The sequence below is a fragment of the Longimicrobiaceae bacterium genome, from assembly GCA_036375715.1.
In the GTDB taxonomy this organism is placed as follows: domain Bacteria; phylum Gemmatimonadota; class Gemmatimonadetes; order Longimicrobiales; family Longimicrobiaceae; genus DASVBS01.
Genome location: DASVBS010000025.1, coordinates 64,758 through 90,615, shown reverse-complemented (window position 1 = coordinate 90,615; position 25,858 = coordinate 64,758). Strand labels below are relative to the sequence as shown.

General features: G+C 66.1%; 18 protein-coding genes and 1 riboswitch. Of the genes, 5 read left to right on the top strand and 13 right to left on the bottom strand.

Annotation, left to right across the window (positions count from 1 at the left end):
- Positions 1 to 46 precede the first annotated feature (46 nt).
- The 12 genes from VF167_04390 to VF167_04335 form a co-directional block, all read right to left on the bottom strand.
- Positions 47 to 1,084: a GNAT family N-acetyltransferase gene (locus VF167_04390; protein HEX6924639.1), complete on the bottom strand. Its 1,038-nt coding sequence runs from the start codon at positions 1,082 to 1,084 to the stop codon at positions 47 to 49.
- Entirely contained in the window at positions 1,074 to 2,216 is a 1,143-nt protein-coding gene (locus VF167_04385) for a glycosyltransferase (GenBank protein HEX6924638.1), read from the bottom strand. The genes VF167_04390 and VF167_04385 overlap by 11 nt, the downstream gene beginning before the upstream one ends.
- Positions 2,200 to 3,324 (bottom strand): glycosyltransferase family 4 protein, encoded by a 1,125-nt coding sequence (locus tag VF167_04380; GenBank protein HEX6924637.1) that lies wholly within the window; start codon positions 3,322 to 3,324, stop codon positions 2,200 to 2,202. Before VF167_04380 ends, VF167_04385 begins: the two co-directional genes overlap by 17 nt.
- 7 nt (positions 3,325 to 3,331) lie before the next feature.
- Complete coding sequence (locus VF167_04375) at positions 3,332 to 4,117, bottom strand: hypothetical protein (GenBank protein ID HEX6924636.1); 786 nt, start codon at positions 4,115 to 4,117, stop codon at positions 3,332 to 3,334.
- 18 nt (positions 4,118 to 4,135) lie between these two features.
- Positions 4,136 to 5,356, bottom strand: a complete 1,221-nt coding sequence (locus VF167_04370) for a glycosyltransferase (protein HEX6924635.1) — start codon at positions 5,354 to 5,356, stop codon at positions 4,136 to 4,138.
- Between the two features lie 42 nt (positions 5,357 to 5,398).
- Positions 5,399 to 6,421, bottom strand: coding sequence for a glycosyltransferase family 2 protein (locus tag VF167_04365; protein HEX6924634.1), 1,023 nt, complete (start codon positions 6,419 to 6,421; stop codon positions 5,399 to 5,401).
- The gene (locus VF167_04360; GenBank protein ID HEX6924633.1) at positions 6,418 to 7,503 is read right to left on the bottom strand and encodes a hypothetical protein; all 1,086 of its coding nucleotides are present in this window, start codon (positions 7,501 to 7,503) and stop codon (positions 6,418 to 6,420) included. Before VF167_04360 ends, VF167_04365 begins: the two co-directional genes overlap by 4 nt.
- A 9-nt stretch (positions 7,504 to 7,512) precedes the next feature.
- Positions 7,513 to 8,409: a glycosyltransferase family A protein gene (locus VF167_04355; GenBank protein HEX6924632.1), complete on the bottom strand. Its 897-nt coding sequence runs from the start codon at positions 8,407 to 8,409 to the stop codon at positions 7,513 to 7,515.
- A gap of 101 nt (positions 8,410 to 8,510) precedes the next feature.
- Positions 8,511 to 10,364 (bottom strand): ABC transporter ATP-binding protein, encoded by a 1,854-nt coding sequence (locus tag VF167_04350; protein ID HEX6924631.1) that lies wholly within the window; start codon positions 10,362 to 10,364, stop codon positions 8,511 to 8,513.
- Between the two features lie 551 nt (positions 10,365 to 10,915).
- Complete coding sequence (locus VF167_04345; GenBank protein ID HEX6924630.1) at positions 10,916 to 12,604, bottom strand: hypothetical protein; 1,689 nt, start codon at positions 12,602 to 12,604, stop codon at positions 10,916 to 10,918.
- 519 nt (positions 12,605 to 13,123) lie between these two features.
- Positions 13,124 to 14,128 (bottom strand): sulfotransferase, encoded by a 1,005-nt coding sequence (locus VF167_04340; GenBank protein ID HEX6924629.1) that lies wholly within the window; start codon positions 14,126 to 14,128, stop codon positions 13,124 to 13,126.
- Between the two features lie 203 nt (positions 14,129 to 14,331).
- The gene (locus tag VF167_04335) at positions 14,332 to 16,050 is read right to left on the bottom strand and encodes a hypothetical protein (protein HEX6924628.1); all 1,719 of its coding nucleotides are present in this window, start codon (positions 16,048 to 16,050) and stop codon (positions 14,332 to 14,334) included.
- Positions 16,051 to 16,116: 66 nt separating this feature from the next.
- Positions 16,117 to 16,204, bottom strand: a riboswitch (cyclic di-GMP riboswitch).
- A 625-nt stretch (positions 16,205 to 16,829) separates the two neighbouring features.
- Between VF167_04335 and VF167_04330 the strand changes: the two genes are divergently transcribed.
- The 5 genes from VF167_04330 to VF167_04310 all read left to right on the top strand — a co-directional run bounded on the left by VF167_04330 (position 16,830) and on the right by VF167_04310 (position 24,575).
- Complete coding sequence (locus tag VF167_04330; protein HEX6924627.1) at positions 16,830 to 18,848, top strand: nucleoside-diphosphate sugar epimerase/dehydratase; 2,019 nt, start codon at positions 16,830 to 16,832, stop codon at positions 18,846 to 18,848.
- An 81-nt stretch (positions 18,849 to 18,929) separates the two neighbouring features.
- The gene (locus VF167_04325) at positions 18,930 to 21,530 is read left to right on the top strand and encodes an SGNH/GDSL hydrolase family protein (GenBank protein HEX6924626.1); all 2,601 of its coding nucleotides are present in this window, start codon (positions 18,930 to 18,932) and stop codon (positions 21,528 to 21,530) included.
- A gap of 68 nt (positions 21,531 to 21,598) precedes the next feature.
- On the top strand, positions 21,599 to 21,853 hold the full coding sequence (locus VF167_04320) for an acyl carrier protein (GenBank protein ID HEX6924625.1): 255 nt from the start codon (positions 21,599 to 21,601) through the stop codon (positions 21,851 to 21,853).
- Positions 21,850 to 23,427 (top strand): amino acid adenylation domain-containing protein, encoded by a 1,578-nt coding sequence (locus VF167_04315; protein ID HEX6924624.1) that lies wholly within the window; start codon positions 21,850 to 21,852, stop codon positions 23,425 to 23,427. The genes VF167_04320 and VF167_04315 overlap by 4 nt, the downstream gene beginning before the upstream one ends.
- A complete protein-coding gene (locus VF167_04310) occupies positions 23,427 to 24,575 on the top strand; it encodes an acyl-CoA dehydrogenase family protein (protein ID HEX6924623.1) in 1,149 nt (382 codons plus the stop codon). The genes VF167_04315 and VF167_04310 overlap by 1 nt, the downstream gene beginning before the upstream one ends.
- A 169-nt stretch (positions 24,576 to 24,744) precedes the next feature.
- Here VF167_04310 and VF167_04305 read toward each other — a convergent pair whose 3' ends face one another.
- A complete protein-coding gene (locus VF167_04305; protein ID HEX6924622.1) occupies positions 24,745 to 25,821 on the bottom strand; it encodes an O-antigen ligase family protein in 1,077 nt (358 codons plus the stop codon).
- Positions 25,822 to 25,858 lie beyond the last annotated feature (37 nt).

The window sequence follows — 25,858 nt, the reverse complement described above, 5'->3', positions numbered from 1 at the left end:
CAGCCCGCATCCGGCAAGTCGGCCGGAGCTCCTTCAAAGGGTTCCTTCAGAAAAGCTCGAGATCGCCGATCGAGGCTGCCCACGCGGAGCGAAGGCGCGGATTCGGCGCCCCGGGGGCCGGGTTGAGGGGACGCACGGTCAGGATCGGCCCGAGCCGCCACGCCGGCAGGTAGCCGGCCCGCAGCAGGACGCTGCGCGCCGCGCTTCCGGGGGCAGCCATCGCGGAGACGTAGTCGACGTAGGGTCGGGCGTGCAGGCGTCGGAGCAGCGCGCGGGCGGCGGCTCGTGAGGAGGGCGTATCTCCGATCAGCAGATCGCAGATCCTCAGCTCGCGCAAGGGACCTCGCTCGCGGTCCCGGTGGATGATCACTGCGCCTTCCGAACCCTCTACCGCCGCGGTCAGGCGGTAGTCGAAGCCGGGCACATCCCCGTACCTCCAGCGCAGGTATGCAGCCGATCTCGCGGTCGTGAATCGGCCGGTTGGCGACTCCGCCACCGTTCGATCGGCGAAGGCTGCCACCTCGTTGCGCGCGAGCGCCACGGCTGCTGGCTCGGAGCCGTCTCCGCTGACCAGCGGGGCCGGGATCGCCGAGCGCGCGGTCCCTCGCCCGGCGACCGCGCGGACCAGGCGGGCAGGGTGGAGCGGCCGGATCAACAGGTCGGTTCGCCCCACCGAGGTCCATCCCATTTTCAGGTAGCCGGGGCGGCTCTGGTCGTTCGGGGTGTTGTAGATGAAATGCACCCCTTCTTCGGCCATCCGGTCAGCGAGCGTGAGGGTTAGACGCTTGAAGATCCCCTTTCCCTGCCAAGCGGGATGGGTCGCGGTGTCGACCGCCCGGACCGCTCGGTAGGTGCGCCCACCGGAAACCCATTCCCAACGCATGAAGACTCGCATTCCGACCAGCTCCTGCCCCGCGCAGGCGACGAGCACCGGGGACCGGCCGAATGGATTGCGCTCGTGCTTCCACTCCCAGAAGCGTCGCTCGCGCGGGATCGATCCCACGCCGAGGCTGGCACGCATCAGCGAAAGGATCGCGTCCAGGTCGTCCGGCTCGGCCGGTCTCAGCTCGAGGTCAGCGGCCATTGGCGCGACGCTGAAGCACGTCCAGGTAGGTCTCCTCGAGCTGCCGGGCCATACGCTCCATGCTGAACTGCTCGACGACCGTGCGGCGCGCCTCCCTGGCCAGCCGCATCCTCAGCTCGGGTGAGGAGAGGAGCTCCGAGGCTGCTCGGGCGAGCTCCTGTGGCTGCCGCGGCTCGGTGAGCAAGCCGTTGGTGCCGGAACGAATCACCTCCGGGATCCCCCCGACACGGGTGCAGACCGGGGCGCATTCCATCGCCATCGCCTCCAGCAGCGCGATCGGCAGCCCCTCGAACAGCGAGGACATCAGGTAGACGTCCATGACGGCGAGAAAGGGCCGGACGTCTTCCTGGAGGCCGGGGAGGTGAACCCGATCGGCGAGCCCGCGAGCGCCGACGATGGAGGTCACCTCGTCGCGCAGCGGGCCGTCTCCGACCAGCAGAAAGTGGAGATCCGGGTGCCGCTCGAGCAGCAGCGCCGCCGCTTCGAGCCAGTCCCGCAGGCGCTTCTGCACTCGGAACACCGCGACACAACCGACCACCGGCGCGCCGGCGGGAATGCCGAGCTCACAACGGATCGACTCGGCGTTGCCGCATTCGCGGCGAAAGCGCTGCACGTCGACGCCGTTCAGGATCACCCGTACCGGCACATCGGAGCGGATATTCGCACGGATCGATTCCGCCACCTCTCGCGAGACCGCCACTACACCCGCCTGCCAGCTCCAGGTGGAACGGTTGAGGCGGCGCGTCAGATGGTGATAGCGCTCCTGCGTATTGTGCTCGGAGTAGACGACCGGGATCCGGGCCATCCGTCCCGCCAACCGGCCGACCACGCCGGCCACCGGCAGATGACAGTGCAGCACGTCGGCCCCCTGTCGCTCGAGGTGCCGGGCGACGGCGCGCGCGGCCAGCAGGATGGCGGCGCTGCTCCGGGCGCCGAAGCAGGTGACGTCGACCCCCTGCTCGCGGAGTGCCGGCACCATCGCGTCCTTCCAAGGAAGGAAGTAGCCGTAGCGGTAGTCGAAGCGGTTCCGGTCGGCGAAGCGAAGCGTTTCAACGAGCAGCATCTCCGCCCCACCGCGACCCAGACTCTTGATCAGGTGAAAGACCCGGATCGGCTCAGTGGCGGTGTTCACGGAGCAGCCGACCGTATAGGTCCTCGAAGGCCGCCGCTGTTGCATCCATGCTAAAGCGCTCACTCACCAATTTGCGGGCTTCGCACCCCAGTCTCTGTCTCTGCTCCTCGTTCGAGAGGAGGTCGAGGACGGCCTGGACAAAGGCGGGGCGGTCGTCCAGCGGCACCAGCACTCCCGTGCTGCCGTCCACGATGGCCTCAGCCATACCGCCGACATTCGTGGCAACCGCGGGCACCTGCTGGGCCGCGGCCTCGAGTACGACCCCGGGCACTCCCTCGATGCGGCTGGGCAGAACGAAGAGGTCCGCGCCGGCCACGAGCTCCGCGGCGTCCCGCCTCATTCCCAGCAGATGCACTGAATTCGCCAGGCCCAGCGCCGTCACCCGCCGCTCGACGGCCGGCCGGAGCTCCCCCTCACCGATCAGGAACAGGTGCACGTCGGGGCGCTGCGCGCGGATTTCCGCGAAGGTCTCGATCAGCCAGGCCTGGTTCTTTTCCTCGCTGAAGCTGCCGGTGTGCAGGAGGATGCGCGCGTCGGCGGGGAGCTGGGCGAGCTCGGTCAGTCGCTGACGGGCCACCGCGCCCTCGATGCGTGCGGGGATCAGAATTCCGCGGCGAATCACCGAGCGTCTCTCGGGTGCCACGCCGTACGTCACCCCGAAGTCGAGACTGGTCGCCTCACTGACCGAGCTGACGTGGTCGACGGATCGGGCCAGCCAGCGCCCCAGGAGGCGCTGTGCCGGATTGCGAACCCAGTGGCTGGCGACGCTGATGTTTCGGTAGACGAGGGGAAAGCGCGGACCGACAAAGCGGCGGGCGAGCGCGCCGTACTTGAAGGTCTGCGAACCGTTGGCCTGAACGAGGTCGGGGCGAAGATGCAGAATGAGCCGGGTAAGCTCGCGGAGTCGCACCGGATCGAAGCGGCTCTCGGAACGGCTGAGGAGGTCCACCACCTGCGCCCGCTCCGGAGTGAGCGGGTCGGGAGGAGGGGGAAGCAGGCCGACGACGATCACCTCGGCGCCTCGTGTGACCAGCGCGTCGGCGAGCTGGGTGGCGAACACCTCCGCACCGCGGCGCTGCCGGACCGTGACCAGCTGAAGGATCTTCATGGGCGCGTCAGCGCCGCGATCCGGCGCCCGAAGGGTCGTGTGCCGACCCGCCGGTGGTGGGGGAGCCGACCTGCGCGAGCTCTTCCAGGATTCTGCCGGCGAGCACGCCGGGAGGGTCTGCACCGCTATCGAAGCGCAGCACGCGAAGCTCCGGGTTTCGCTCCTTCAATGCGTTCAGGATGTCTTCGCGGCTGCGGCGATCGGCAGAGAGGGCACGCCGAGCTTCCTCCGATCCATGTGCCAGGTACGAATGGGGGGTGCCGCGCTCGTGCATCCTTGTGAGCAGGACGTCGTCGGTCGCCTCGAGGAGTACAATCATCCGCAGCGCATCTGCCCAGAATTGCAGCGTCCCGTTCCAGTAGCGGAGGTAAAGCCGGCTGTTCCGTCCGTCGTGGCGTAGCGCCCGCTGGAGAATCGACAGGAGATAGACCGGCCCCTGGTCGAGGACCGCGATCCCTCCGCGGCCTCGCCAGCCCCGCACCAGCTCGGCGTGGGCGAGTAGCTGGACGAGCACGGAAAGACGGTAGCCGGGGCGCGTCGGCCGTCGCACGAACTGCGGCGCGAAGCGCACCGCACCGGTGACCGCGCATCGCAGCAGCCCTCCCCATCCGATTGCGTGGCGTGGGCGCGTAGTCGACAGGACTTCATCCCCCTCATCCCCCGATTGCCGGAGCGCCCGCGCGACGGCGCTCTTGCCGACCCCTGGGGGGCCCACCAGCTCGACGAGCGCTGGGTGGCTGGGCGCGGCCCGTGGCGAATCCGACCGGACGGAGGGGCGAGCGGAGAAGCGCATGATCGCGGCGGCCTTCGGTCACGCGGGTCGAATCGGGGAGGTATCCGCGCCGGCAGTTGCCGCTTTCCGTCGTCTCCAGCTTCGCTGTCGGGCGTCGTGCTCCTCCACGACCTCGCCATAGAGATCGACCATGCGGCGGGCACAACGATCGATTGCGTAACGCTCACGGAACCGGTGTCCGCCGCGCACTCCGAGAATCCTGCGCAGCTCGGCGTCCGTGATCAGCCGCTCGATCGCCGTCGCGAGGGCGGCCGGGTCCTCCGGCTCCACCAGCAGGCCGCAGCCGGCGGACCCCACCACTTCTCGCATGGCTGGAATGTCCGAGGCGACGATGGGGAGCTCGAGCGCCATGGCTTCGAGTACAGCGCCGCCGAGCCCCTCGTAGAGCGACGGGAAGACGAACAGGTCGCTCGCGGCGAGCAGGTCAGGGACGTCCGTCCGGTGGCCGAGGAAGCGGACCCGGCCTCCAAGGCGAAGCTCCTGGTGCAGGCGCTCGAGCTCGCGGGTCATGTGTCCGTCTCGTCCCGCAATCAGCAGGACGGCATCCGCATGCCGCTCCCGCAGGATTGCCATGGCGCGAAGCAGCACGGGTTGCCCTTTCGGGTACTCGTGCCGCCCGACGTTGATGAGTAGGGGAATTGCGGGATCGATCCCGAGCGCCCGCCGCACGCGCTGACGCCGCGTTTCGTCGGGCTGCCCGAGACGCTGCGGATCGCGGCCGCGCTCGATGACGGTAATCCGCTCCGGGGGAAGCCCGAGCGAGGCCACGTACGCGTCGCGCACAGTGTGGCTGATGGCGTGGAAGCGGGAGGTGAGATGACGCGCGGTCCACCCGTCGAGCGCTTTCACCAGGCGAAAGGCGGTCTGGTTCAGGTTCCGGTCCTTTTTGCGCGAGGGGACGTACGGCGTGCTCACCAGGCTGCTCAGCACGGGTACTTCGGTTCCCATCGCGCCGAGGCGGCCGACCAGGTGGGCGTCGAAGAGGGTGGTGTGGATCAGGTCGGGATGGCGACGCGAGATCAGGCGTCGGAAGCTGGCGATCCAACCGGGAAGCGCGCCGGATAGGTAGACGAGGTCCGTACCGAGGAGGCGCGCATCCGCTTCCACCCCGACGCGGCGTGGCTCGAGGCAGACGAGCGAGATGTCGATTCCCGAGGACTGGTAGTGTGGCAGCAACTCCACGAGGGACCGCTCGGCGCCGCCCGCACCCAGGCTGTTGATCAGGTACAGCAGCTTCATCCCGTTTTCGCGCGTGCGCGCGCACCTTGGGGTGGCCGGGCTTCAGAGCTCCGGGGCAGTGGCGCGGGCGCGCTCCCACCGCCGGTGCGCGAGGGGAGGAAGCAGCGAGAGCATCAACCGAGCCCAGTGTTCAGCGCGGGTCGGGTCGGCGGTGATCGCGCGCAGGAAGTGCCGGCGAGCGGCACCGTTCCGTCCGATCCGCAGCGCGCTCACCCCCGCGATCGCCTGCGTTTTGGCGTATTCCCGAGGAGCGGATCGATAGAGCGCCCGATGGGCGTCCAGGATGTACGCCGTCCCCTCGTAAAGCGCCTCGGGATCGCCGCGGATGCGTGGGCCGGGGTGAACGTGGACCCTCACGAGGGGCTCCATGACGTTGTGGATGATCCACCCCCGCTTGCGGGCCATCGGGACCAGCCGCATGGCGAGCTCGGTGTGCTGCCCCGAGCGCAGGTTCTCCGCGTAGCCCCCCACTGCCTCGAAGACCTCGCGGCGCATGGCGAAGACGCCGCCGTTCGTGAACTTTCCCACCGTCCGGCCGAACATCGGCCCGAGATCCTGCGGCAGGAGAACTCCGCTCTTCTTCCGCAGCTCGGGCCCGTTCCCGACCTTTTCGCAACCGCAGCAGACCACGGCGGCGCCGCTCTCCGCGAAGCCCTGCTGGAACGACTGCAGCCAGTGAGGGAGCGCCTCGTCGTCGCTGTCGAGGAAGGTGAGAAAGCGACCGGCGGCCAGGTGCGCTCCGAAGTTGCGGGCAGCCGCTGCTCCTGCCTGTTCGCGCCACACGTAGCGGAGGCGCGGATCGTTGATCCGGCGCACCACCTCCCGGGTGTCGTCGGTGGAGCCGTCGTCGACCACCAAGAGCTCGAAATCGGGCATCGTCTGCGTCAGGACGCTCCCAATCGAGCGCGGCAGGAGCGAGGCCCGGTTGTGACTCGGGATCACCACGCTGAAGAGCGGGGCCGCCGCGCGAAACGGATCGCTCGGGTCCGGGTTGCTGGGCCTCACATCGCTCGGGTTCACCTCGCTGGGGCTCATGTCGCTGGGACTCATGTCGCTCGAGCTCATGATGATGCCCCGGTGGCGAAGTCGGTCCTGCGTACCCGCTTTCCCAGCAGGTCGCGATAGAACTGCACATGCATCGTGGCAATTCGCCCAGGGGCCCACTCCCGGTGGGCGAATGCGCGGTTGTCCTCTCCCTTGCCCGCGCGGCTCGCTTCCAGCGCGCGCTCCATTGCTCCGGCAAGGTCGTCCGCGTCACCCGGGCGGTAAACAGGATTTCCGGTGGCCCGGAGGATCTCCCCGGTGACCCCCGTATCGGGTCCCACTACCACCTTCCCGAAGCCAAAGCCGAGCTGCACGTTGCCGGAGTTCAGCGTCTCCAGGCGGGAAATGACAAGCAGATCTGCGGCCTTGAAGAATCGCTGCACCTCGTCGTCGGGAATCCTGCCGACCTGGGCGATCGTCCTCGGAGAGGTGTGCAGCATGGCTTTCGTGGTGACTCGGGCGGAGCCGTCGAGCTGCGAGGACAGGTTGCCGGCCACCAGCAGGCGCTTATACGGCAGTCGCGCGCGGCGGAAGCCCTGCAGAAGCGTCCATACCTCTCCCAGCCGCCGGATCGTGCCGAATGAGAGAGCGACGCTGGCTTGCGGCTTCAAACCGAAGGAACGGCGCGCCTCTTCGCGCGGCATGCCGTCGGCGAAGGTGGTGAAGACGGGCAGCGGTACGATCGTGTGTGCCTTCTCGGACAGTGCAGGGATGGTCGCCAGGAGCGCACGGAGAGAGGCGCGGCCCGTGTGGATCAGCCCGTCGCACGCTGCGAGCAGGGCCTCATAGGCAGGGCCGAAGACGTTGCGCCGCCCAGGATCGTTGGGGCGGAGGTTGTGGACGGTGGCGACGATGGGGCCCGCCTCGCGCCACCAGGCGAGCCGCTGGCGTAGCTCATTCAGCTGCGCCGACGAGGGCTCGCGCCAGGAGAAGAGCGCCTCCGGCCAGTGGAGGTGCAGGACGTCGAACTCACCGGGTCGGGCGGACCAGAAGGCTTCGGGACCGATCTCGACCGAGCGCACTTCCGGGGATTGCTCCAGGGCCGACGCCATCTCGGCGATGACCGGGTTTCCTCTGGGGCGAGCCGCGAGGAGGATCCTCATCTGCGGCGATCAGGCAGGGGGCAGCGAGGCTGCGGTCGCGGAGGATGCCGTGGCACTCCGGGTCATCCGGGCCCGCGCGAAGTAGAGGCAGTATAGCGCGGCGCCGTGGAGCTCGCGGAGGGCCTTGCCGGGAGGGAGACGCCAGAGACGGCGCAGCCAGTAGGCGGCGTAGGTTCGGCGGGTCGTGGGGCGCAGCAAAGCCTTGAAGTACACTGCTCCTCGACCGAGATCGTGTCCGCGCTTCTGCGCGGTCAACTCCGGTCCGCGCCGACGCATGTGGTGGTGGTATACGACCGGGGCGGGGTCGTAGCGACCGGTGAAGCCGGCCGCGGCGAGCCTGGCCAGGAAGTCGATGTCCTCCCCGCTCAGGAGCGGCCCGCCGGCGCCGAGCAGCGGGTCGAAGACCCCGATCGCGTCCATGGCGCTGCGCCGGACGGCCATATTAGCGCCATGGATCGTCCCTGCCTCCAGCAGGGCACCGGGCGGAAAGGTCCGGTGCTCCATCGATTCCTGTAGTGTGATGCGGGCATCCTCGGGGTCGTAGAGCAGCACCCTCCCGCCGACGTAAGCCACCTCGGGCTGTCGCGAGAAGATGTCGTCTATGCGCTGTAGGTAGTCGGGCGCGGGGTAGCAGTCGTCGTCGGTGAAGCAGACGATCTCTCCGCGGGCGCGAGCGACTCCGACGTTACGGGCGAGGGACAGGCCAGGCTGGGCTGCGGCCGCGTACTGGACGGGGACGTTCGTCGCGCGGGCGAAAGCCTCCACCACCGCTTGCGTATCGTCAGTAGAGCCATTGTCCACCACGATCACCTCCCACTCCCCGTCGAAGACGAGCTGACCGACGTGCAGAAGCGTGCGCTCCAGCTGACGCGCGCGATTTCGGGTGCAGATCAGCAGGGAGAGCATCGGGGTGGTGGAGCTAGCAGGTTCCGGCAGTGACTGGAGATACCTGTGGTTCGAAGTTTACCGCGTTGCCGCGTCGAGCGCGGGGCAGAACGAACAGCATCTCATTGTACAAAGGCCCTGCTCGGCGATTCTTCAGGCAGTTGCGGGTCCGGCTCGATGATCGAAACCGAGAGTCGTGCCATTTCCTGGAAGGTGCGGTTGCGCATCGTGAGCTCGGCGAATGTTCCCTGATCGACGATCCGCCCATTCTCGAAAAAGAAGATTGTGTCACATTCGCGCAGAGTGGTGAGCCGGTGGGCGATCAACAGGATCGTCTTGCGATGGGCGAGGTTGTTGATCGCCTGCATCACCGCGTCTTCCGTCACGCTGTCGAGCGCGCTCGTCGCTTCGTCGAAAATGAGAATTTCCGGATCGTGATAGAGTGCTCGCGCGATCCCGATTCTCTGACGTTGACCACCACTCAGCCGTAGCCCGCGGTCGGCGGCCGATGTGTCATAGCCGTCTGGTAGCGAGCGTATGAACTCGTGGATATTCGCGGCAGCAGCCGCGGCTTCCACTGCTGCTTGGTCGATCTCTGATTTCGGAATACCGAAGGCGATATTCTCGGTCACCGACTTATCCATCAGAAAAATGTGCTGAGGCACGTAGCCGATGTTGCGACGCCAGGCGCGAACATTCTGACTGGTGATCTCCACGTCATCGACCAGGACCCGGCCAACCTGTGGCTCGAGGAGCCCGAGCAGGACATCGACCAACGTGGTCTTGCCGGCGCCAGTACTGCCGGCGAATCCGACGATGCTGTTCTTCGGGATCACGAGGTTCACATCCCGCAGCACCCAATCCGGCGAGGTGGGGTACCGGAAGTACACGCCTCGGATTTCGATGGCACGGTTGAGCGAGATAGGCTTTGGATCCTCGGCCTGAACCCCGGCACTGGTGCCGGCGCCAAGCAGGTCGGCGTGGAGGATGTCAAGCGATGGATTGTTGAAACGGATCTTCGCAAGCGAGGAGAAGATCGTTTGCAGGGCGGGCTTCAGCTTGTAGGCTGCAAAGGCATAGAGGCCGATCGTGGGCAGAACCGTCGCCGTTTCTCCTCCGCGTGTAAAGGCATAGAGGACGACCAGGAGGATGCCGCCGAACGCAACCGTTTCCAACGCGAACGTAGGAAGCTCGCTGATTGCCGCGTTCGATGCCTGCGTGGAGGCGTAGGTCCGCGAGGCTTCGGAGAAGCGCCGCACGAACTCGGCTTCGCGTCCCAGGACCTTGACCTCTTTGATACCGATCAGCGCCTCCTGCGCAGATTTGAAGCGAAGGCTGCTCGCCTCCACTCGATCGACACCCAGTTGAAGTTGCCGTCTACGAATGACCGTGTAGACGGCGCCATACAGCCCCCCGAGCACGCCTGCAGAAACGAGAGCGAGGATGGGGTCGATTGCTACCAGTAGCGCCGTGATCAGCAGGGTGACGACGAGCTTGGCCATCATCCTGAGAGCCGGAACCAGAACACCCGTGACGACGGCGTTCACTTCTGCCAGGATGTTCTTCGTCAGACCCGTTGTGCTCCGACTCAGATAGAAGGTGTAGGGCTGCTCGATATACTTGGCTAGCAGGCGGATGGAGAGCGAACGATAGTTCTCATAGGTGAAGCGGTGAATCAACCAAGTGGTGAGTGCCGCCACCCCATTCGTTAGCGCCATCATGACGAAGACGGCCGTCCCGGCAGCGACCAGGAAGGCCGTTTCACTGGAGAAATTCAGCTTCGTGTAAACCAGGTTCAGGGCGGAGTTGCTATGAACCGCGCTCGGGTTCGCCGCTAGCGCGAGGAAGGGGAGGATGGAGGCGACACCCAGCATCTGCACGAGGCCGGCAACGACGGACACCCCGAACAGCCATGCAAGCCTCCATTTCCCGGCCCCATCGAACAGGTCGAGGATCTTCCTAATGGTTTGCAGCACGCGCTCCTGCCTCCGACAAATGGTGTGACTGTGGTCGTCGACGCAGGATCTGCCCAGAGACGCGTTCCGTCACCTCTGCACCTCAATGCTTTCCGCCAGCATCGCGGTGTAGGAATCACTGAGCGCCGGAGCGACGCCACAGGGCGTTGGCCCGATACCACACCTTCCCAGGGCGCGGACGGACTCTCGACTCTGGACCAGATCCGCTGTATAGGACGAGTGCGAGCGGCTCCCAATCGACCCCTCGTCGGCGGTCCGGCACCCAGACTCGAGTCCTGCGCAATGAGGCGTTTTCCGCCCAGCAGGCTTCCGCGCAAGGCATGCCACATCAACCTCTTGAGCCGCGGCGTCAGGTCGTATCCCAGTTCTCGGCTGGGCTCCACCACGGAAGGACGAGCCGGGACCTGAACTCGCGAATGCTCAGCGTCGGCATCGTGGCCTCGGGTCCTCTCAGCCGGGCTTTGAGGCGAGAGGCATCGATCGAACCTGCATCCAGGCGAAGCAAGATCTAACGTGAGCCCACTTTGACCCTGCGTCGCCCGGGCTTCCGATCAGCGCAGAGTAGTAAGACTTGCTGCCGAGTCTGCTGCAGGAATCATCCGCACCGCCTTCTTGCCGGCCTTCATGTCCAGCGTGATCTCCCAGACGGTCCCATCGCCGTCCTCCAGCACGATGCGTGTACCCGCCAGGCCAGGGGCAAACGGCGGGGCGACGTGAATGTCTTCCGGTGAGAGGTCACAATTCCGGAAGATCGCAGTAAAGGGATTGGCTGCCCGCCTGGCATCGAGCGACACCTTCGGAGCGCCGTCACCGGGCACCAGCGTGCAATCGAAAAACTCGGTGGGAACCATCGGGGGGAGGCGGAGCCGCCCGATATTCAGAGCTGGTCCGCGATCCGCAATTACTGTCACGTTGTCGAATCGCGCGCCGCGGCCATCCATAGACTGTGGTCGAGATGACGCGTGTTGTACCAGGCGATCTTCGAACAGCAGCAGGTTCTCGTATCGGTGCGCATTTCGATAGGCCCCGTTCTCGACCCCGGCGAAGCCATTGCGGTAGGTAACGGCATTCGCGATGACGTGGTTCTCCGAGTTGTTGAACCAGAGCCGAATCCCTGAACCCTCGTTGTTGTGGGCCACATTCCCCCGGTTGAACTCCCACACCGCCGGCCCGTGATTGTCGGCTCGCGAAGGCCATTCAAAGCCGTGCGAGATCTTGCTCCCCCGGGCACCTGCCGCCACGCTGTTGCGGATCGCGATGCCGGTACCTCCCCCGAGGACGATCGCCGAGTGCATGCTTGTTCGTCCGCTCTGTCCACGCGGCATGTGCACTCCGATCACGGCGAGCCGGTCGATGACGATGTCGTCACTTCGGTCTCCCACGTCCCACCAGAACCCCTCGCCGTAGCTGTTGACGCTCACGACGTCCTCGAAGCTGATGCCGTGCGACTCGTGCGGTACAAACACGCGCCCTCCGCTTTCGATCGCCGCAACTCCGCGAACGATCGTTCCACGCGTTCCGTTGCCGCCGTGGTGGATGTGCAAGGCGTATCGCCCCTTCACCGGTCCTTTGGAGGCCCGATTCCCGATGCCCATCCCGCGGAGCGTCACGTATTCGATCCGCTGCGGGCGACGCGAATGTATGTGAATGTGACCTGGGCCTTCGATGAGAACGTCCCGGGTGACGTTAATGACTTCAGCCGGAGGAACTCGGGGGTCCACGCGGGGGATGGGCTCGCCTGGGTGCCAGCGCCGGGGCTGATAATCTCCGGGCTCGGTGGGAGCAATCCAGTATTCGTCGTCCGACTTCCAGGTCGGATCCGTTCCCGTGCGGTTCCAGCCGGTCTTGGGCGTTCCTCGAATGTCGAGAACGCCCATCGTGCCTACCCACAGGCCGATGTCGTCGGCAAAGCGCGGCTCGTACCCCATTCCTCCGCCCACGTAGCGGTCGGGCTCTGCGCCAACGAAATGGAGACTGGATCCGGGTCGCATGGCGATGGTGCCGGAATCCGTACGCAGGTTGCCCGCGATGCGGACGTTTGACCCGATCAACCAGGTCTCTCCGGCGGGTACGACGACGTCTCCACGGATCTCCACGTTCGCAAGAACGCTGTCCCACTCGACCTGTTGCCGGAGAACGGAAGGCTTCGATGCGTGTGACGGTCGAAGGCGAATGCCAGACGAGGTCACGGGGTGCGGCGATGCGGCCAGGAGGAAAGCCCCCGACGCGATCGGCAGCACGAAGCACAGCGTCGCTGGGATCCAGCGATGTCTCGCCTTGCTTCGGGATGGATTGTTCTCCTGCATCACTCCTCCATCCGGCATGCCAGGCAGGAGCGGTCGAGTGGCACACCTGGCGTGCTGCCCCACTCTGCGCGCTTCGGCTAATCTCGTCCGCGCTGATCTCTACCAGTGCACGTTCCTCGCTCCGAACCAGTCGGGTAGTCCCTGGGTGTACCCGCACTCTTTCACGGTGTTGCGGGCAAGGCGCCAGACACTTGAGCCTTCGGGCGATAGAGAGATCGATTCACTCCCCGCTCGAGCTCTCCGCACGCATCCCCGGGGGCACCGAAGCCAGGCTTGCAGAGCGTCCTCAGGAACCGCAGTGATGCTCCCGCGTACCGTTCCGTGAGAAGGGCGTAGATCTATAAAGTCATGAAAGTCGTGCTACGTCGGATCGGTACCGAAGGATTGCATGACGAAGTTGTATGCTTTCCCCTTCCAGCCGAACCTGAATACACCCTCACCGACCAAACGATTTCAAATCGTGGTCTGGTGCACTTCTGCTTGATCGACCGCAACTCCCTTCGATGTCAGCGACTCGGCTTCTGATGTGAACCACGCAGGTTGGTCTACATCAGGCTGGAAATCGCGGTAGTAGGGTAACCCGAAGGGCTCGACGAATTGGCGGCACGCTGCCTGGTCCTCCGGCGTCACCTCCTTCTGCCACGCTGCAATCTGGTTCGGGGGGTACCGTCGCAGGGAATACGGGCGATGGTCGAGCCTTTCTCTGTTCGAGAGGAACGCCTCGGCTCGTTTGTTCCACTCGAGACCGAGATGTCGGTAGAGCGCTTGGAAGTGCGGTACGGGGTCCGCGCAGAGCCACTCATAATGCAGGATAGTTCGTGGCCCATTGGGTGGTGTCTGCCGCATGACCACGTAGTTGATGGCGCCCCAGTACGCCCCCGCCTTTTCCCAGTAGGTACCGGCGGACGCGATCAACTCCTGGTAGGGTTCCAGGTGGTCGCGCACCAGTACGGCATCCTCGAGCAGTCGCTGCGGTTGGGGCGTCCAGCCGAGTCTCTTGCGACTGGCAAACACGCCGCAGGGATGTCGGACGATGTACACCTGCCTGGCATCCGGGTACCGCGCCGCTAGACGGTCCAAGGCGAGGTTGGAGGCGATCAGCTTCAGCAGGACGCTGCGGCGTCTCGGAAGCAGCCGGTGCAGGTATGGACGGAGGATTCCCAGCCACGGCATGCGTTCCACCAGGACCCTGACGTCCTCCTTCCTGGTGAAGGCCGTCGAGACCTCACCGCGCACTGCCCGGTCGATAAGCTGATCAAAGGCCTCGTCACCCCGATCCCGGGTCAGGTACAGTGAGTGGAAGTAGCGCTGGGCGCCCGCTACATGCACGTGGTTGTCCGGCTCGCAGAAGTAGTTGAAGGTGGAGTCGAACGAGAGGACCTTCGCGATCCAGCTGGTCCCCGATCTGGCCATGCCGACTACGAAGATGATCCTCGGGTCATTTCGGCGGGTATTCATGGAGGATGCGGTGAGCAGGGTCAGGAGCGCTCGGACTTCCAGTCGAGGGGATCGGCTCAAAGTCCCGGGGAGAGCACGTCGGCTGAGCGGACCCGTTTGGGAAAAAGCATGCCGCGCCACGTGACCTTCGACCCTCGGACGCAGAGAGGGTGGACGGCGCCTTCGCCGCCCACCCTCTCTGCTCGCTCCGACCCTTCCCCGCTTCAGTTCAGCTCCCGCACCACCTTCTGGCCGCCCGCCATGTCGAGGGTGATCTCCCAGCCGGTGCCATCCGCGTTCTCGATCCGGATGTTCGTGCCCTTCAACCCCTTCGCGAAGGGCGCGGAGATCCTGAAATCATCCGGCGTCAAGTCGCAGTTGCGGAAGACCGCGATGAACGGGTTCTCCGCCTGCCGGGCGTCCAGCGAAACCTTGGGCGAGCCGTCGAGCGTCTCGAAGTCGCAGTCGACGAACTCGGTCGGCACCATCGGCGGAAGCCGCAACCGGCCGATGCTGAGCGCCGGCCCCTTCGGGCTGACGACGGTCATCTTCTCGAAGCGGGCTCCCTTTCCGTCCAGTCGGTGCGGCATGGAGGAGGCATGCTCGACCAACTTGTCGTCGAACATCAACACGTTGATGTAGCGATGGGCGTTGCGGTATGCGCCGTTCTCGACACCGGCCGCGCCGTTGCGGTAGGTGATGGCGTTCTCGACGACGTGGTTATCCGCGTTGTTGAACCAGAAGCGGATTCCCGAGCCTTGGTTGTTGTGCGCTACGTTCCCCTCGGAGAAGTCCCACACCGCCGGGCCCTTGTTGTCCGCCTTGGAGGGCCAGTCGAAGCCATGTGAGATCTTGGTCCCCCGTGAGCCTGCCGCGACGCTGTTGCGGATGGAGATGTTGTCGCCACCCCCCAGCACGATCGCCGAGTACTGGCTGGTCGCGCCGCTCACCTTGCGGGGCATGTTCACCCCCACCACGGCCATGTGATCGACCTGGATCTCCTGGCTGCGGTCGCCCAGATCCCACCAGAAGCCGTCTCCCCAACTGTTGACGCTTACCACATCCTCGAAGGTGATCCCCTTGGACATGTGCGGTACGAACACCCGACCACGGCTGTTCACCGCCGCGACGCCTCGCACGATGCTCTCTCCCTCCCCTCCTGCATGATGGAAGTGGAGGGCGTAGCGACCGGTCACCGGTCCCCGCGAGGCCTTGTTGCTCACCCCCAGGTTTTTCAGCGTGACGTACTCGATGCGCTGGGGCTTGACCGAGTGGATGTGGATGTGCCCCGGCCCTTCGATGAGGATGTCTCGAGTAACGTTCAGCACCTCCGCCGGCGGAACGCGCGGATCGACCTGCGGGATCGGGTCTCCCGGCTTCCAGGGCTTCGGCGCGTAGTCACCGGGCTCGGTCGGGGCGATGTAGTACTCGTCGTCCGGCTTCCAGGTCGGGTCGGTCCCCGTCCGATTCCAGCCCGTCTTGGGTGTGCCGCGGATGTCCAGAACTCCGTAGCGCCCGATCCACAGGCCGATGTCGTTGGCGAATTGCGGTTCGTAGCCCATTCCGCCGCCGACGTATTTCTCGGGATCGGCGCCCACGAAGTGCAGGCTGGAGCCGGGGCGCATCGCGATGGTGCCCGAATCGGTGCGCAGGTTCCCGGCGATGCGCACGTTAGGGCCGATCAACCAGCGCTCACCTGCCGGGACCACCACGTCTCCTTCCAGCGTCACGTTCTCCAGCACCCGATCCCACTCCGGCTCCGCGGGCGCCTGTGCCGACTGCGTGGTATCGGCGCGCGTCTCCTGAGGCACTTCGGTGGGGGCGGGGGCGTCGCAGCCCCCCAGGACAAAGCTCGAGCTGATGGCGACCGCCGCCCAGCGGCGTACGCGCCCGGCGGCGATCCGACGACGACCAACTGTCCGGCTTTCGGAGGAGAGTCGCATGGCGGTTCGGTGAAAAAACGACGGGAGAACACAAAAAAAAAACGCCAGCGCTCGAAGATCGAATGCGCTGGCGGACCGGCGAGCGTGGCGGTTACACCGCTTTAGCCCCGTGACTCTGCGTCACCGCCTTTCGACGGCTTTGCTCTGAGCAGCGTCGGTCGTGGGTCTCTGCGACCTGGACGGACGGTCTGCCGCCTGGCGCAAGGGCGGGACCGCAAAACCCGAAAGGACCCAAAATGGCCGTAGGTAGTTTAGGGGCAATTAGATAGGAAGCTACAAAGTAGACAGGAGATGACTCAGACAGTCTTGTCTCCTGCAAGAGTTCTTGCATTTTGCAATAACCAAGCAACAATGAAGGAAGCCACGAGCCGCGCGACGGCGCGGGGGCGGATCCGCCCTGGGGGTGTGGTAGGCGTGCTTGATTCCGTTGACCTTTTGCATCAGATTTTGGCCTCACCTCCGCGTTTCTGATCAGTCGCCTTTCCTGGATTTTCCCGCATTTCCTAGCTTCTTACTTCTTCCCGCCGCTGGTCCTCCCCTTGCCCGACGTGGTTCAGCTACGCCGGGAATCCGGCACGTTGCGGAGCGGTTCGCCCCGGTCGCTCCGGCGTCGCTGTGCTCCCGATGCCATCGGAATCATGCATTCCGACCACCCCAACCCGGATCCGGATCGACGTCGACTTGAGCTCGCAGAGGCCACCGGGAGCTCCGAGTGGCCACCGAAGATGGGACTATTTCGGACAAGGGGTCGAACCACCTTGCTTCGCAGATGGATGCCCATGAACCCCACGCCGTCCTCCTCCGTCTCCGCTCCTCGATCGCGCGAGGATGCGGCTGTCCGTGCTTCCTCCCTGGCGAGTCTGGAGCGCCTGCCGGATCCCCTCCTGAATCACAGACGTGCGATCGTGCTGGCGTTGCACCTCGTGCTGATCCCGCTGGCCTATGCGATCGCTTTCGCGCTTCGCTTCGACCTTCACGTTCCGCCTGCGTACCGGGAGCTCTTCTGGATCACGCTGCCCTTTCTCCTGTGCATGCGGCTGATGGGGTTTGCCGTCTTCCGCCTGTACAGCGGCTGGTGGCGGCACGTCGGGCTCTATGACCTGGTCGCGCTGATCAAGGCGGTGACCTTCGGGTCCGCCCTGTTCGTCTCCGCGCTCTTCCTCGCCGGCTACCTGGGGAAGTTCCCGCGCTCGATCCTGGCTCTGGACTGGATGCTCGCCGTTCTGTTCTTCGGCGGGATCCGCTTCGGTGTGCGCTGGATTCGCGAGCGCGGAACGATGCAGGCAGGCCAAACGGGGAAGCGGACCCTGATCATCGGGGCTGGCAACGTCGGGGCGCAGCTACTCCGCCAGATCCGCATGGATCCCAGGAGCGGGATCCGCCCGGTAGGCCTGGTGGATGACAATCCGCTCAAGGTGGGAATGGAGATTCACGGCGTGCGCGTCCTCGGCGGCACCCGTGACCTCCCCGCGCTGACGCGCGAGCATCACATCGAGCTGCTGGTGGTGGCCATTGCCTCGGCCACTCGCGAGGAGATGCGGCGCATCACCGAGAACTGCGCCAACCTCGGCGTCGAGTTCAAGATCGTTCCCACGCTGCGCGAGATGCTCGACGGCCGCGTGCGCCTGCACGAGCTCCGGTCCGTGCGGTTGGAAGAGTTGTTGGGCAGGGAACCGGTCAGGCTCCACCTCGACCAGGTCTCCGTGGACCTGCGAGGACAGGTCGCGCTGATCACGGGGGCGGGTGGATCGATCGGCTCGGAGCTCGCCCGCCAGGTCGCCCTCCATCACCCCGCCAGGCTACTCCTGCTGGAGCAGGCGGAGAGCCCGCTGTATTACGTGCACCTCGAGTTGCGGCGCGCACACCCCGACCTGGAGGTCGTGCCGGTCATCGCCGATGTCGCCGACGGTCAGCGCGTCCGGCAGATCTTCCAGCAGTACCGCCCTACCTACGTCTTCCACGCCGCGGCGTACAAACACGTGCCGATGATGGAGGCGAACATCTCCGAGGCGGTCCGCAACAACGTCTTCGGCACGCTTACCGTGGTCCGCTCCGCCGCGGATTTCGAGGCGCGCAAGTTCGTCCTGATCTCCACCGACAAGGCGGTCAATCCCTCGAGTGTGATGGGGGCGACCAAGCGCATCGCCGAGCGAATCGTTCTCGCCTCCCGCGCGACGGACGGCGGACGCACCGACTGCCGAGCGGTGCGCTTCGGCAACGTGCTGGGCTCGGAGGGGAGTGTGGTGCCGGTGTTCCAGCGGCAGATCGCCGCGGGCGGCCCCGTCACCGTCACCCATCCCGAGATGACCCGCTATTTCATGACCATTCCCGAGGCGGTTCAGCTCGTGCTCCAGGCGGCGGCCCTACCCGAAGCTGCCAATCGGATCTCGATGCTCGACATGGGACCGCCCATCCGGATCCTCGACCTGGCCGAAAACCTCATCCGGCTCTCCGGTCTGGAGCCGTACACGGAGATGCCAATCGTCTTCACCGGCATCCGCCCGGGCGAGAAGCTCCACGAGGAGTTGATGTCCGAGTTCGAGAGGACGATCCCCACCACCATCGACAAGATTCGCATCGTCGAGAGGTCCGAAGGGGGCGCGGACGAGCTGCAGCAGGGGCTCGAGCGACTCCTGCGCCTGCTGGTGGATGGTAGGGTCGACGAGCTGGCGGGCGCCGTCTGCGCGATGGTCCCCGAATGCATCGAGCCACTGCGCGCGCACGGGCAGCCCCGAGCGCCAGTGCCGGAGCACGCGCCGCTGGCCGCGACGCCACGTCCCACGGCCGAGATTGCCTAGCGCTCGGCCTGATCGACCGGCGGCGAACGGAAGCCGAAGCGTCCTGTTGCCCGCTGGCCATCCGCCCTGCTCAACCGCCTCATGGCACACCAGATCGAAACGCCGAGTCCGGCTCCAGCCGCGTCGCCACCGGTCGGCGTTGGGAGGGTCTTCGAAGCACCGCCGACCCCGCCGGAGACCCGTCCCGAAGCGGACCGCCGCCGCTGGCTTCGCCTGGGGATCATCGTGGCGGAGCTGGGGGCGGTGCTGTATGCCCTGCAGGTCTTTCGCATCGAAGAGACCTTTGGCTTCGGCAAACTCCTCCCGCTGATCTTCGTCGGCTTCGTCGTCCACACCCTGCTTCCGCTCCGTTTGCGCCAGCCGTTCTTCGTGCTGATCTCGATGGCGGCCATCGGCGGCGTGCTCGGCTTCGTCCACGGGATGGCGCTGATCCTCCTCGGGCTGACGCTGCTGGGTATCTGCCATCTGCCGATCGGTTTCGCCTACCGCGTTGGGGTGGTGTTGGCGGCCGCGGCGCTGCTCGCGGCCGTACGCCTGGAATGGATCTCCGCTCCGCTGCCGGAGTTCGCGACCCTGGTCCTGCCGATCCTGGGGTCGATGTTCATGTTCCGCCTGATCATCTACCTCTACGACCTCCGCCACGAGCACGGGCAGACGTCCCTGTGGCAGCGACTGAGCTATTTCTTCCTGCTGCCGAATGTCTGCTTCCCCCTCTTTCCCGTAGTCGACTACCAGCGATTCCGGAGCACCTACTACGACACCGACGCCGAGGCCATCTACCAGAAGGGTCTCAACTGGATCGTGCGGGGTTTAGTGCAGCTCCTGATCTACCGTGCGGTCTACTACCACCTGGTGCCGACCGCGGCCGAGGTCGTGGGACTGGGTGGAGTCGTGCAGTCGATGGTCTCGACCTACCTGCTCTATCTCCGGATCTCGGGCCAGTTCCACATGATCGTGGGGATCCTGTGTCTCTTCGGCTTCAACCTTCCCGAGACCCACCACGCCTACCTTCTCGCTTCTAGCTTCAACGACTACTGGCGGCGGATCAACATCTACTGGAAGGACTTCATGATGAAGATCTTCTACTATCCGTCGCTGATGCGCCTGAAGCGGTATGGCCTGCAACCCGCGATGGTCGGGGCCACGCTGGTGGTCTTTGCCGGCACGTGGATCCTGCACTCGTACCAGTGGCTCTGGCTGCGCGGCACCTTCCCGATCACCGTTCCCGATGCATTGTTCTGGGGGATACTGGGTGGGCTGGTGGTGGTGAATTCCCTCTGGGAAGCCCGCCGTGGCCGGCGGCGCGCCCTGTCCAGGCCGCACTGGAGCTTGCCCGCGGCAACCGCTCATGCGCTCAAGGTCACGGCGATGCTGGTGACCATCACTGTGCTCTGGTCGCTCTGGAGCAGCGGCAGCCTGTCGCAGTGGCTGGAACTGGTCGGCAGCGCGCGAGGAGTCAGTGCGATCAGCGTCGCCGCCCTATTCGGAGCGCTGGCGCTGCTGGTCGCCCTGGGCGTGGTCGCGCAGTATCTGCGGCACCGCGGCTGGCCGCTGACGCCGCTGGGGGATCGGCCGAGCTTCGGCCGCTCGGTGGTGGTCTCGGGTGGGACGGCTTTGACCCTGGTGCTGGTCGGGCTCCCCTCCATTCAGTCGACCTTCACGCCGCAGGTGGCGACCGCCATCGCCTCGCTCCAGGATTCGCGGCTCAACGCTCGCGACGCCGAAGCGCTCGAGCGGGGCTACTACGAGGGGCTGCTCGATGCCGAGAACTTCGCCAGCGCCCTCTGGCGGGTCTCACCGCAGCGTCAGCCGGGTGATTGGCTCGGCGTCCGGGAGGCGGGGGCGGTCATCTGGACCCACGACCTCCTCGAGTTCGAGCTGATCCCTTCCTTCCAGGTGACCATCCTGCGCATTCCCTTCCACACCAACCGTTGGGGGATGCGCGATCGCGAGTACACTCAGGCCAAGCCGCCGGGGACCTACCGCATTGCCCTGCTCGGCGCCTCCCATACCATGGGCGCGGGCGTCGCCGCCGAGGAGATTTTCGAGTCGTTGACCGAGGAACGGCTGAACCGGGAGATGGCAGCCGAGCTGGGCACCCGCTTCGAGATCCTGAACTTCGCGGTCGCCGGCTACACGGCACACCAGAGCGCGATCCAGGCGCTCAACAAGCTTTCAGCGTTCCAGCCCGACGCAGTCTTCTACACGGCCCACTCGAACGAGCGCACCCGGGCGGTCCGCCGGCTGGCGATCGCTGTTCAGGTCGGACATCCCATCCCTTATCCGGAGCTGGCGGAGATTGTGGCGCGATCCGGCGCTACGGCGGGGATGAGCCGCGGCGAAGTGGAGCGGCGGCTAGCCACCGTCGGTAACGACGTTCTCGCGTGGAGCTTCCGCACGATGGTGTCGGCCGCGCGCGCGATGGGCGCCGTGCCGGTATGGATCTACGTGCCGGTGGTAGAAGCGGACGACCTGGCGTCGCCGCGGCGCCTGCGACGGCTCGCGGAGGAGGCGGGCTTCATCATCTGGGACCTTGGTGGCACCTACGCCGGTCACGATCCGAGCGAGCTCCGGCTCGCCACCTGGGACACGCACCCGAATGCCCGCGGGCACCTGCTCCTGTCGCAGGCGCTCTACGCGCGATTGACCGAAAGTCTCCCGGAGTTGATGGGAGAACGGTGACGGTACGGCCGGCTCCTCCGGCGTGCGGCGTAACCCTCCGGCGTAAACCTCCTCAACGAAAGGCGACAATGACCGACACCGAGATGAGGATCAAGCAGTACATCCTCGACGAATGCCTGCCGGGCGAGAATCCCGCGCTGCTGACCGAGGACACACCGCTCATCACCGGGGGGATCCTCGATTCCATCTCCACGATGAAGCTGGTGATGTTCCTGGAAGAGGAGTTCGGGGTCTCCATCGAGGCTCACGAGATGAGTCCGGACCACCTGAATACCATCGCGAGGGTGGCGCGGACCGTCGAGTCGAAGCGTCAACCCACATGAACGCGCCCGCGCCGGAGCGGCTGCATCACGTGCTGGACCGGGGTGCAGCCATCAACCCCATCGGCGTGGCGATCGAGGATCCAGATCGGTCGGTCGAGATCACCTACGCCGAGCTCCGCACCCGCTCGCAGGCGGTGATGCAGCGCTTGATCGCCGCCGGGGTCCGGCCCGGCGACCGGGTGGGGATCCTGGCCCCGAAATCGGTCGGTGTGGTGGCTGCCATCTTCGGAATCCTCAAGGCGGGAGCGGCCTATGTGCCCGCGGATCCGCTCTCACCGATCTCGCGCTGCGCCCTGATCTTCGGCAACTGCGACGTGCGCGCGGTGGTGGCCGACGCAGCCCGGTGCGACGAGCTCCGCGGTGTCTGGGGAGGGGTGCAGCCGCTCGCAGCGACCCCGCTCACCGAGTTGGACGACTTCGGCGTGGAGCTCCTCGTGATCACCGCGGAGGGGGCTGCCGGCCAGGCACATACGGCCCCGCCGCCGGAGGTCGCGGGGGGCGCGGATGATCTCGCGTACATCCTCTACACCTCGGGATCGACGGGGCTGCCCAAGGGAGTCGTGCACACGCACGCGAGCGCCCTCTCCTTCGTGAACTGGTGCTCGGAGACCTTCGAGCCTCGACCCAGTGACCGCTTCTCATCCCACGCGCCGTTCCATTTCGATCTGTCCATCCTGGACATCTACGTCCCGCTCAAGCACGGCGCGCGACTGGTACTGATCGGCGAGGAGGCGGGCAAGCAGCCGCTCCGCCTGGCGCCGCTGATCGCCCAACGCGGAATAACAGTCTGGTACTCGACGCCCTCCATCCTGCGGATGCTGACCGAGTTCGGCCGGATGGAGCAGCACGATTACTCTTCCCTGCGGCTCGTGCTCTTCGCCGGCGAGGTCTTCCCGGTCAAGCACCTGCGAGCGTTGCAGCGGCTGTGGCGTGGCCCGCGCTACTTCAACCTCTACGGCCCGACCGAGACCAACGTCTGCACCTATTTCGAGGTGCCGGGCATGGTCCCGGAGGAGCGGACGGTGCCGTATCCGATCGGCGTCACCTGCTCGAACGACCTCTCTCGGGTGGTCGATGCCGACGGGAACGATGTCGCACCGGGCGAGGAGGGGGAGCTGCTGATCGCGGGGGGATCGGTGATGAAGGAGTACTGGCAGGATCCCGTGCGCACAGCTGCCGCCTTCGTCGAGCACGCGGGCCGTCACTGGTATCGCACGGGCGACATCGTGCGCGACAGCGGTGGCGGCGTGTACGAGTTCGCCGGCCGGAGGGACCGCATGGTCAAGCGCCGTGGATACCGGGTGGAGTTGGGGGAGATCGAATCGGCGCTCTACCGGCACCCGGCGGTGGAGGAGGCTGCGGTGATCGCCGTCCTCGATGAGGAAAATGGCGTGCGCATCCATGCCTTCCTCAGTATGGCGAACGGCGCTGGCGCGTCGCAGATCGAAATGAAGCGGTTCCTGACCGATCACCTGCCGCAGTACATGATCCCGGACCGCTTCGCCTTCCTCCCGTCGCTGCCGAAGACATCGACCGCCAAAACCGACCTGGAAGCGCTCAAGGCCGCCCTCTGATGGACTTCGAGTATACCGACGAACAGAAGCTGCTACGCCGCGAGATCATCGCCTTTGCGCGGCGCGAGCTGAATGCCGGGGCGGAGGAGCGCGACCGGGCGGGGGAGTTCTCGCGAACGCTCTTCGGTCTCTGCGGAGAGATGGGGCTGACGGGGCTTCCGGTGCCAGAGGAGTACGGCGGCGTGGGACAGGATCCGCTGACCACGGCGCTAGCCCTGGAGGCGTTCGGCTACGGGTGCGAGGACGGTGGGCTGGTCTTCTCCGTCTGCGCGCACCTGCTCGCGTGCGTGGTGCCGGTCTGGAAGCACGGGAGCGAGGAGTTGAAGGAGCGCTACCTCCCCGAGCTTGCCCGGGGGGCGCGCATCGCCGTCAACGGGATGTCGGAACCCGGCTCCGGGTCCGACGCCTTCGCCATGACCACCCGCGCGGTGCCTGACGGCGACGGCTTCCGCATCAGCGGGACGAAGACTTTCGCCTCCAATGGACCCGTCGCGGATCTGGCGCTCATCTACGCGGTGACCGACCCGTCGCGGGGCTACTACGGCGGGGTGACCGCTTTTCTCGTCGAGACCTCCGCACCTGGCTTTCGCGTCGGACAGCGGTTCGAGAAGATGGGGCTGCGCAGCTCTCCGATCAGCGAGCTGGTGCTGGAGGACGTGGTGGTGCCGCGGGGCGCCGTGGTCGGCGAGGTGGGCGGTGGGGCAGGCGTGTTCACGGAATCGATGGAGTGGGAGCGGATCTGCATCGCGGCCGTGCACGTGGGTACGATGCAGCGACTGCTCGAGCGCGCCGTCACCCAGGCCCGGACGCGGACCGCCTTCGGGCAGGCGATCGGCAAGTTCCAGGCGGTGTCGCACCGGATCGTCGACATGAAGATTCGCCTGGAGGCGGCGCGTTTGATGACGTATCGAGCCGCTTCCAAACTAGGCCGGGCGAGGAGTCTCGCGCTGGAGTCGTCGATGACGAAAGTGCTGGTGAGCGAATCGCTGGTGGCGAGCGCGCTCGATGCGCTCCAGGTGTTCGGCGGCTACGGCTACATGGTGGAGTATGGCATCGAGCGGGTTCTGCGGGATTCGGTGGGAAGCACCCTCTACTCCGGCACGTCCGAGATCCAGAAGAACATCATCGCGGGGTGGCTCGGTCTGTAATGCCGACTGGTCGCGGCTGCGAATATGGTCGCATCGCGGTCTGCGGCCAATCCGCTCCGGGACTTCAGGCGCGTCGCGCCTCGAGCCGCCGCTACCTTCCTTCACCTGCTCGGCTGGCAGGAAGAGGCTAACCACCGCCGCCCCATCCGGCTGAGCTTGTTGGCTTCGATCAGCGTCGGTAGACGCGTGACGGCCCGTATGTTCGCGCGTGGCGGAGCGACCGACGCGTCCCCGCCCCCACCGTGGTGGCGAGCATACCGACAACTGCGGGGAAGTGCAGGATGTAGTCGATGTTCGCCTGCACGGCCACCGCGGCCAGCGCCAGCGCCCCGACCGCCGCGGCACCGTCGTCTCCCTCCCACCACAAGCTGGCAAAGCCCCAACCATACAGCATCAGGAGCAGCAGCAACCCGGGGAGACCGGCTTCCGCCCCCAGGTGGAGAGGCTCGTTGTGCGGCCAGCGCGTATCGGCGTTGGCGAGCGCGGTGGGACTCACCTCCGGAAACCGCCCCAGGCCCACTCCGCTCACCGGGTGCTCGCGAACCATCTGCAGCGCGTCGCCCCACAACATCAGGCGCCGTTCGCTGAGGGAACGGGCCGCCAGCCCTTCCGTCCACCCGTCCCGCGTCGCCGGATCGTAGGTGGAGCCGAGGGCGACGGCGACGCCGAGCGTCAGCACGATCGCGCTTGCGCCGGCCACGATGCACCGCCGGACGCCCTTGCGACCCCGCGCCAGCAGGCCCAGCGGCAGGAGGCACAGCAGCACGCCCGCCGAAATGGTGCCGATCAGCCAGGGGATCCCCGCGAAAGCGAGCGCGGCAAAGAGACCGAGCAACCGGCCAGGGCGGGTTCGTGCGCGAGCGAGGAGCTGGAGCGCGGCTGCCGCGGCGAGCAGATACAGTGCCCCGGTCGCGTTCGAGTAGCCGAGGGGCTGTCCCGGACCCCGGCGGAAGAAAGCTTCGTATCGCAGGTATCCGAACAGCAGCGCCCCTCCCACGAGCAGTAGCGGTACCGCCCAGTCGTGAACGCTGGATACACCCTGCGACACAGCGAAAGCGATGGCTGCCAGCGCAGCCGTAACCAGGACCAGCTGTACAGCCTGGGGGGTGCCTCCCACGACGCCGGCCAGCCAGAGCACGGTGACCGCCAGCAGGGCGAAGCCCGAGATGCCCAGCAGGCGGGACCTCGGAGCCTTGCGGTGAGAAGGCGTAGGCGCTTCGGCGAAAGGACGGGAAGAAGCGGTCACCGGGAGAGACAGTGGATGCGGGAGAGGCGAAGGCGGG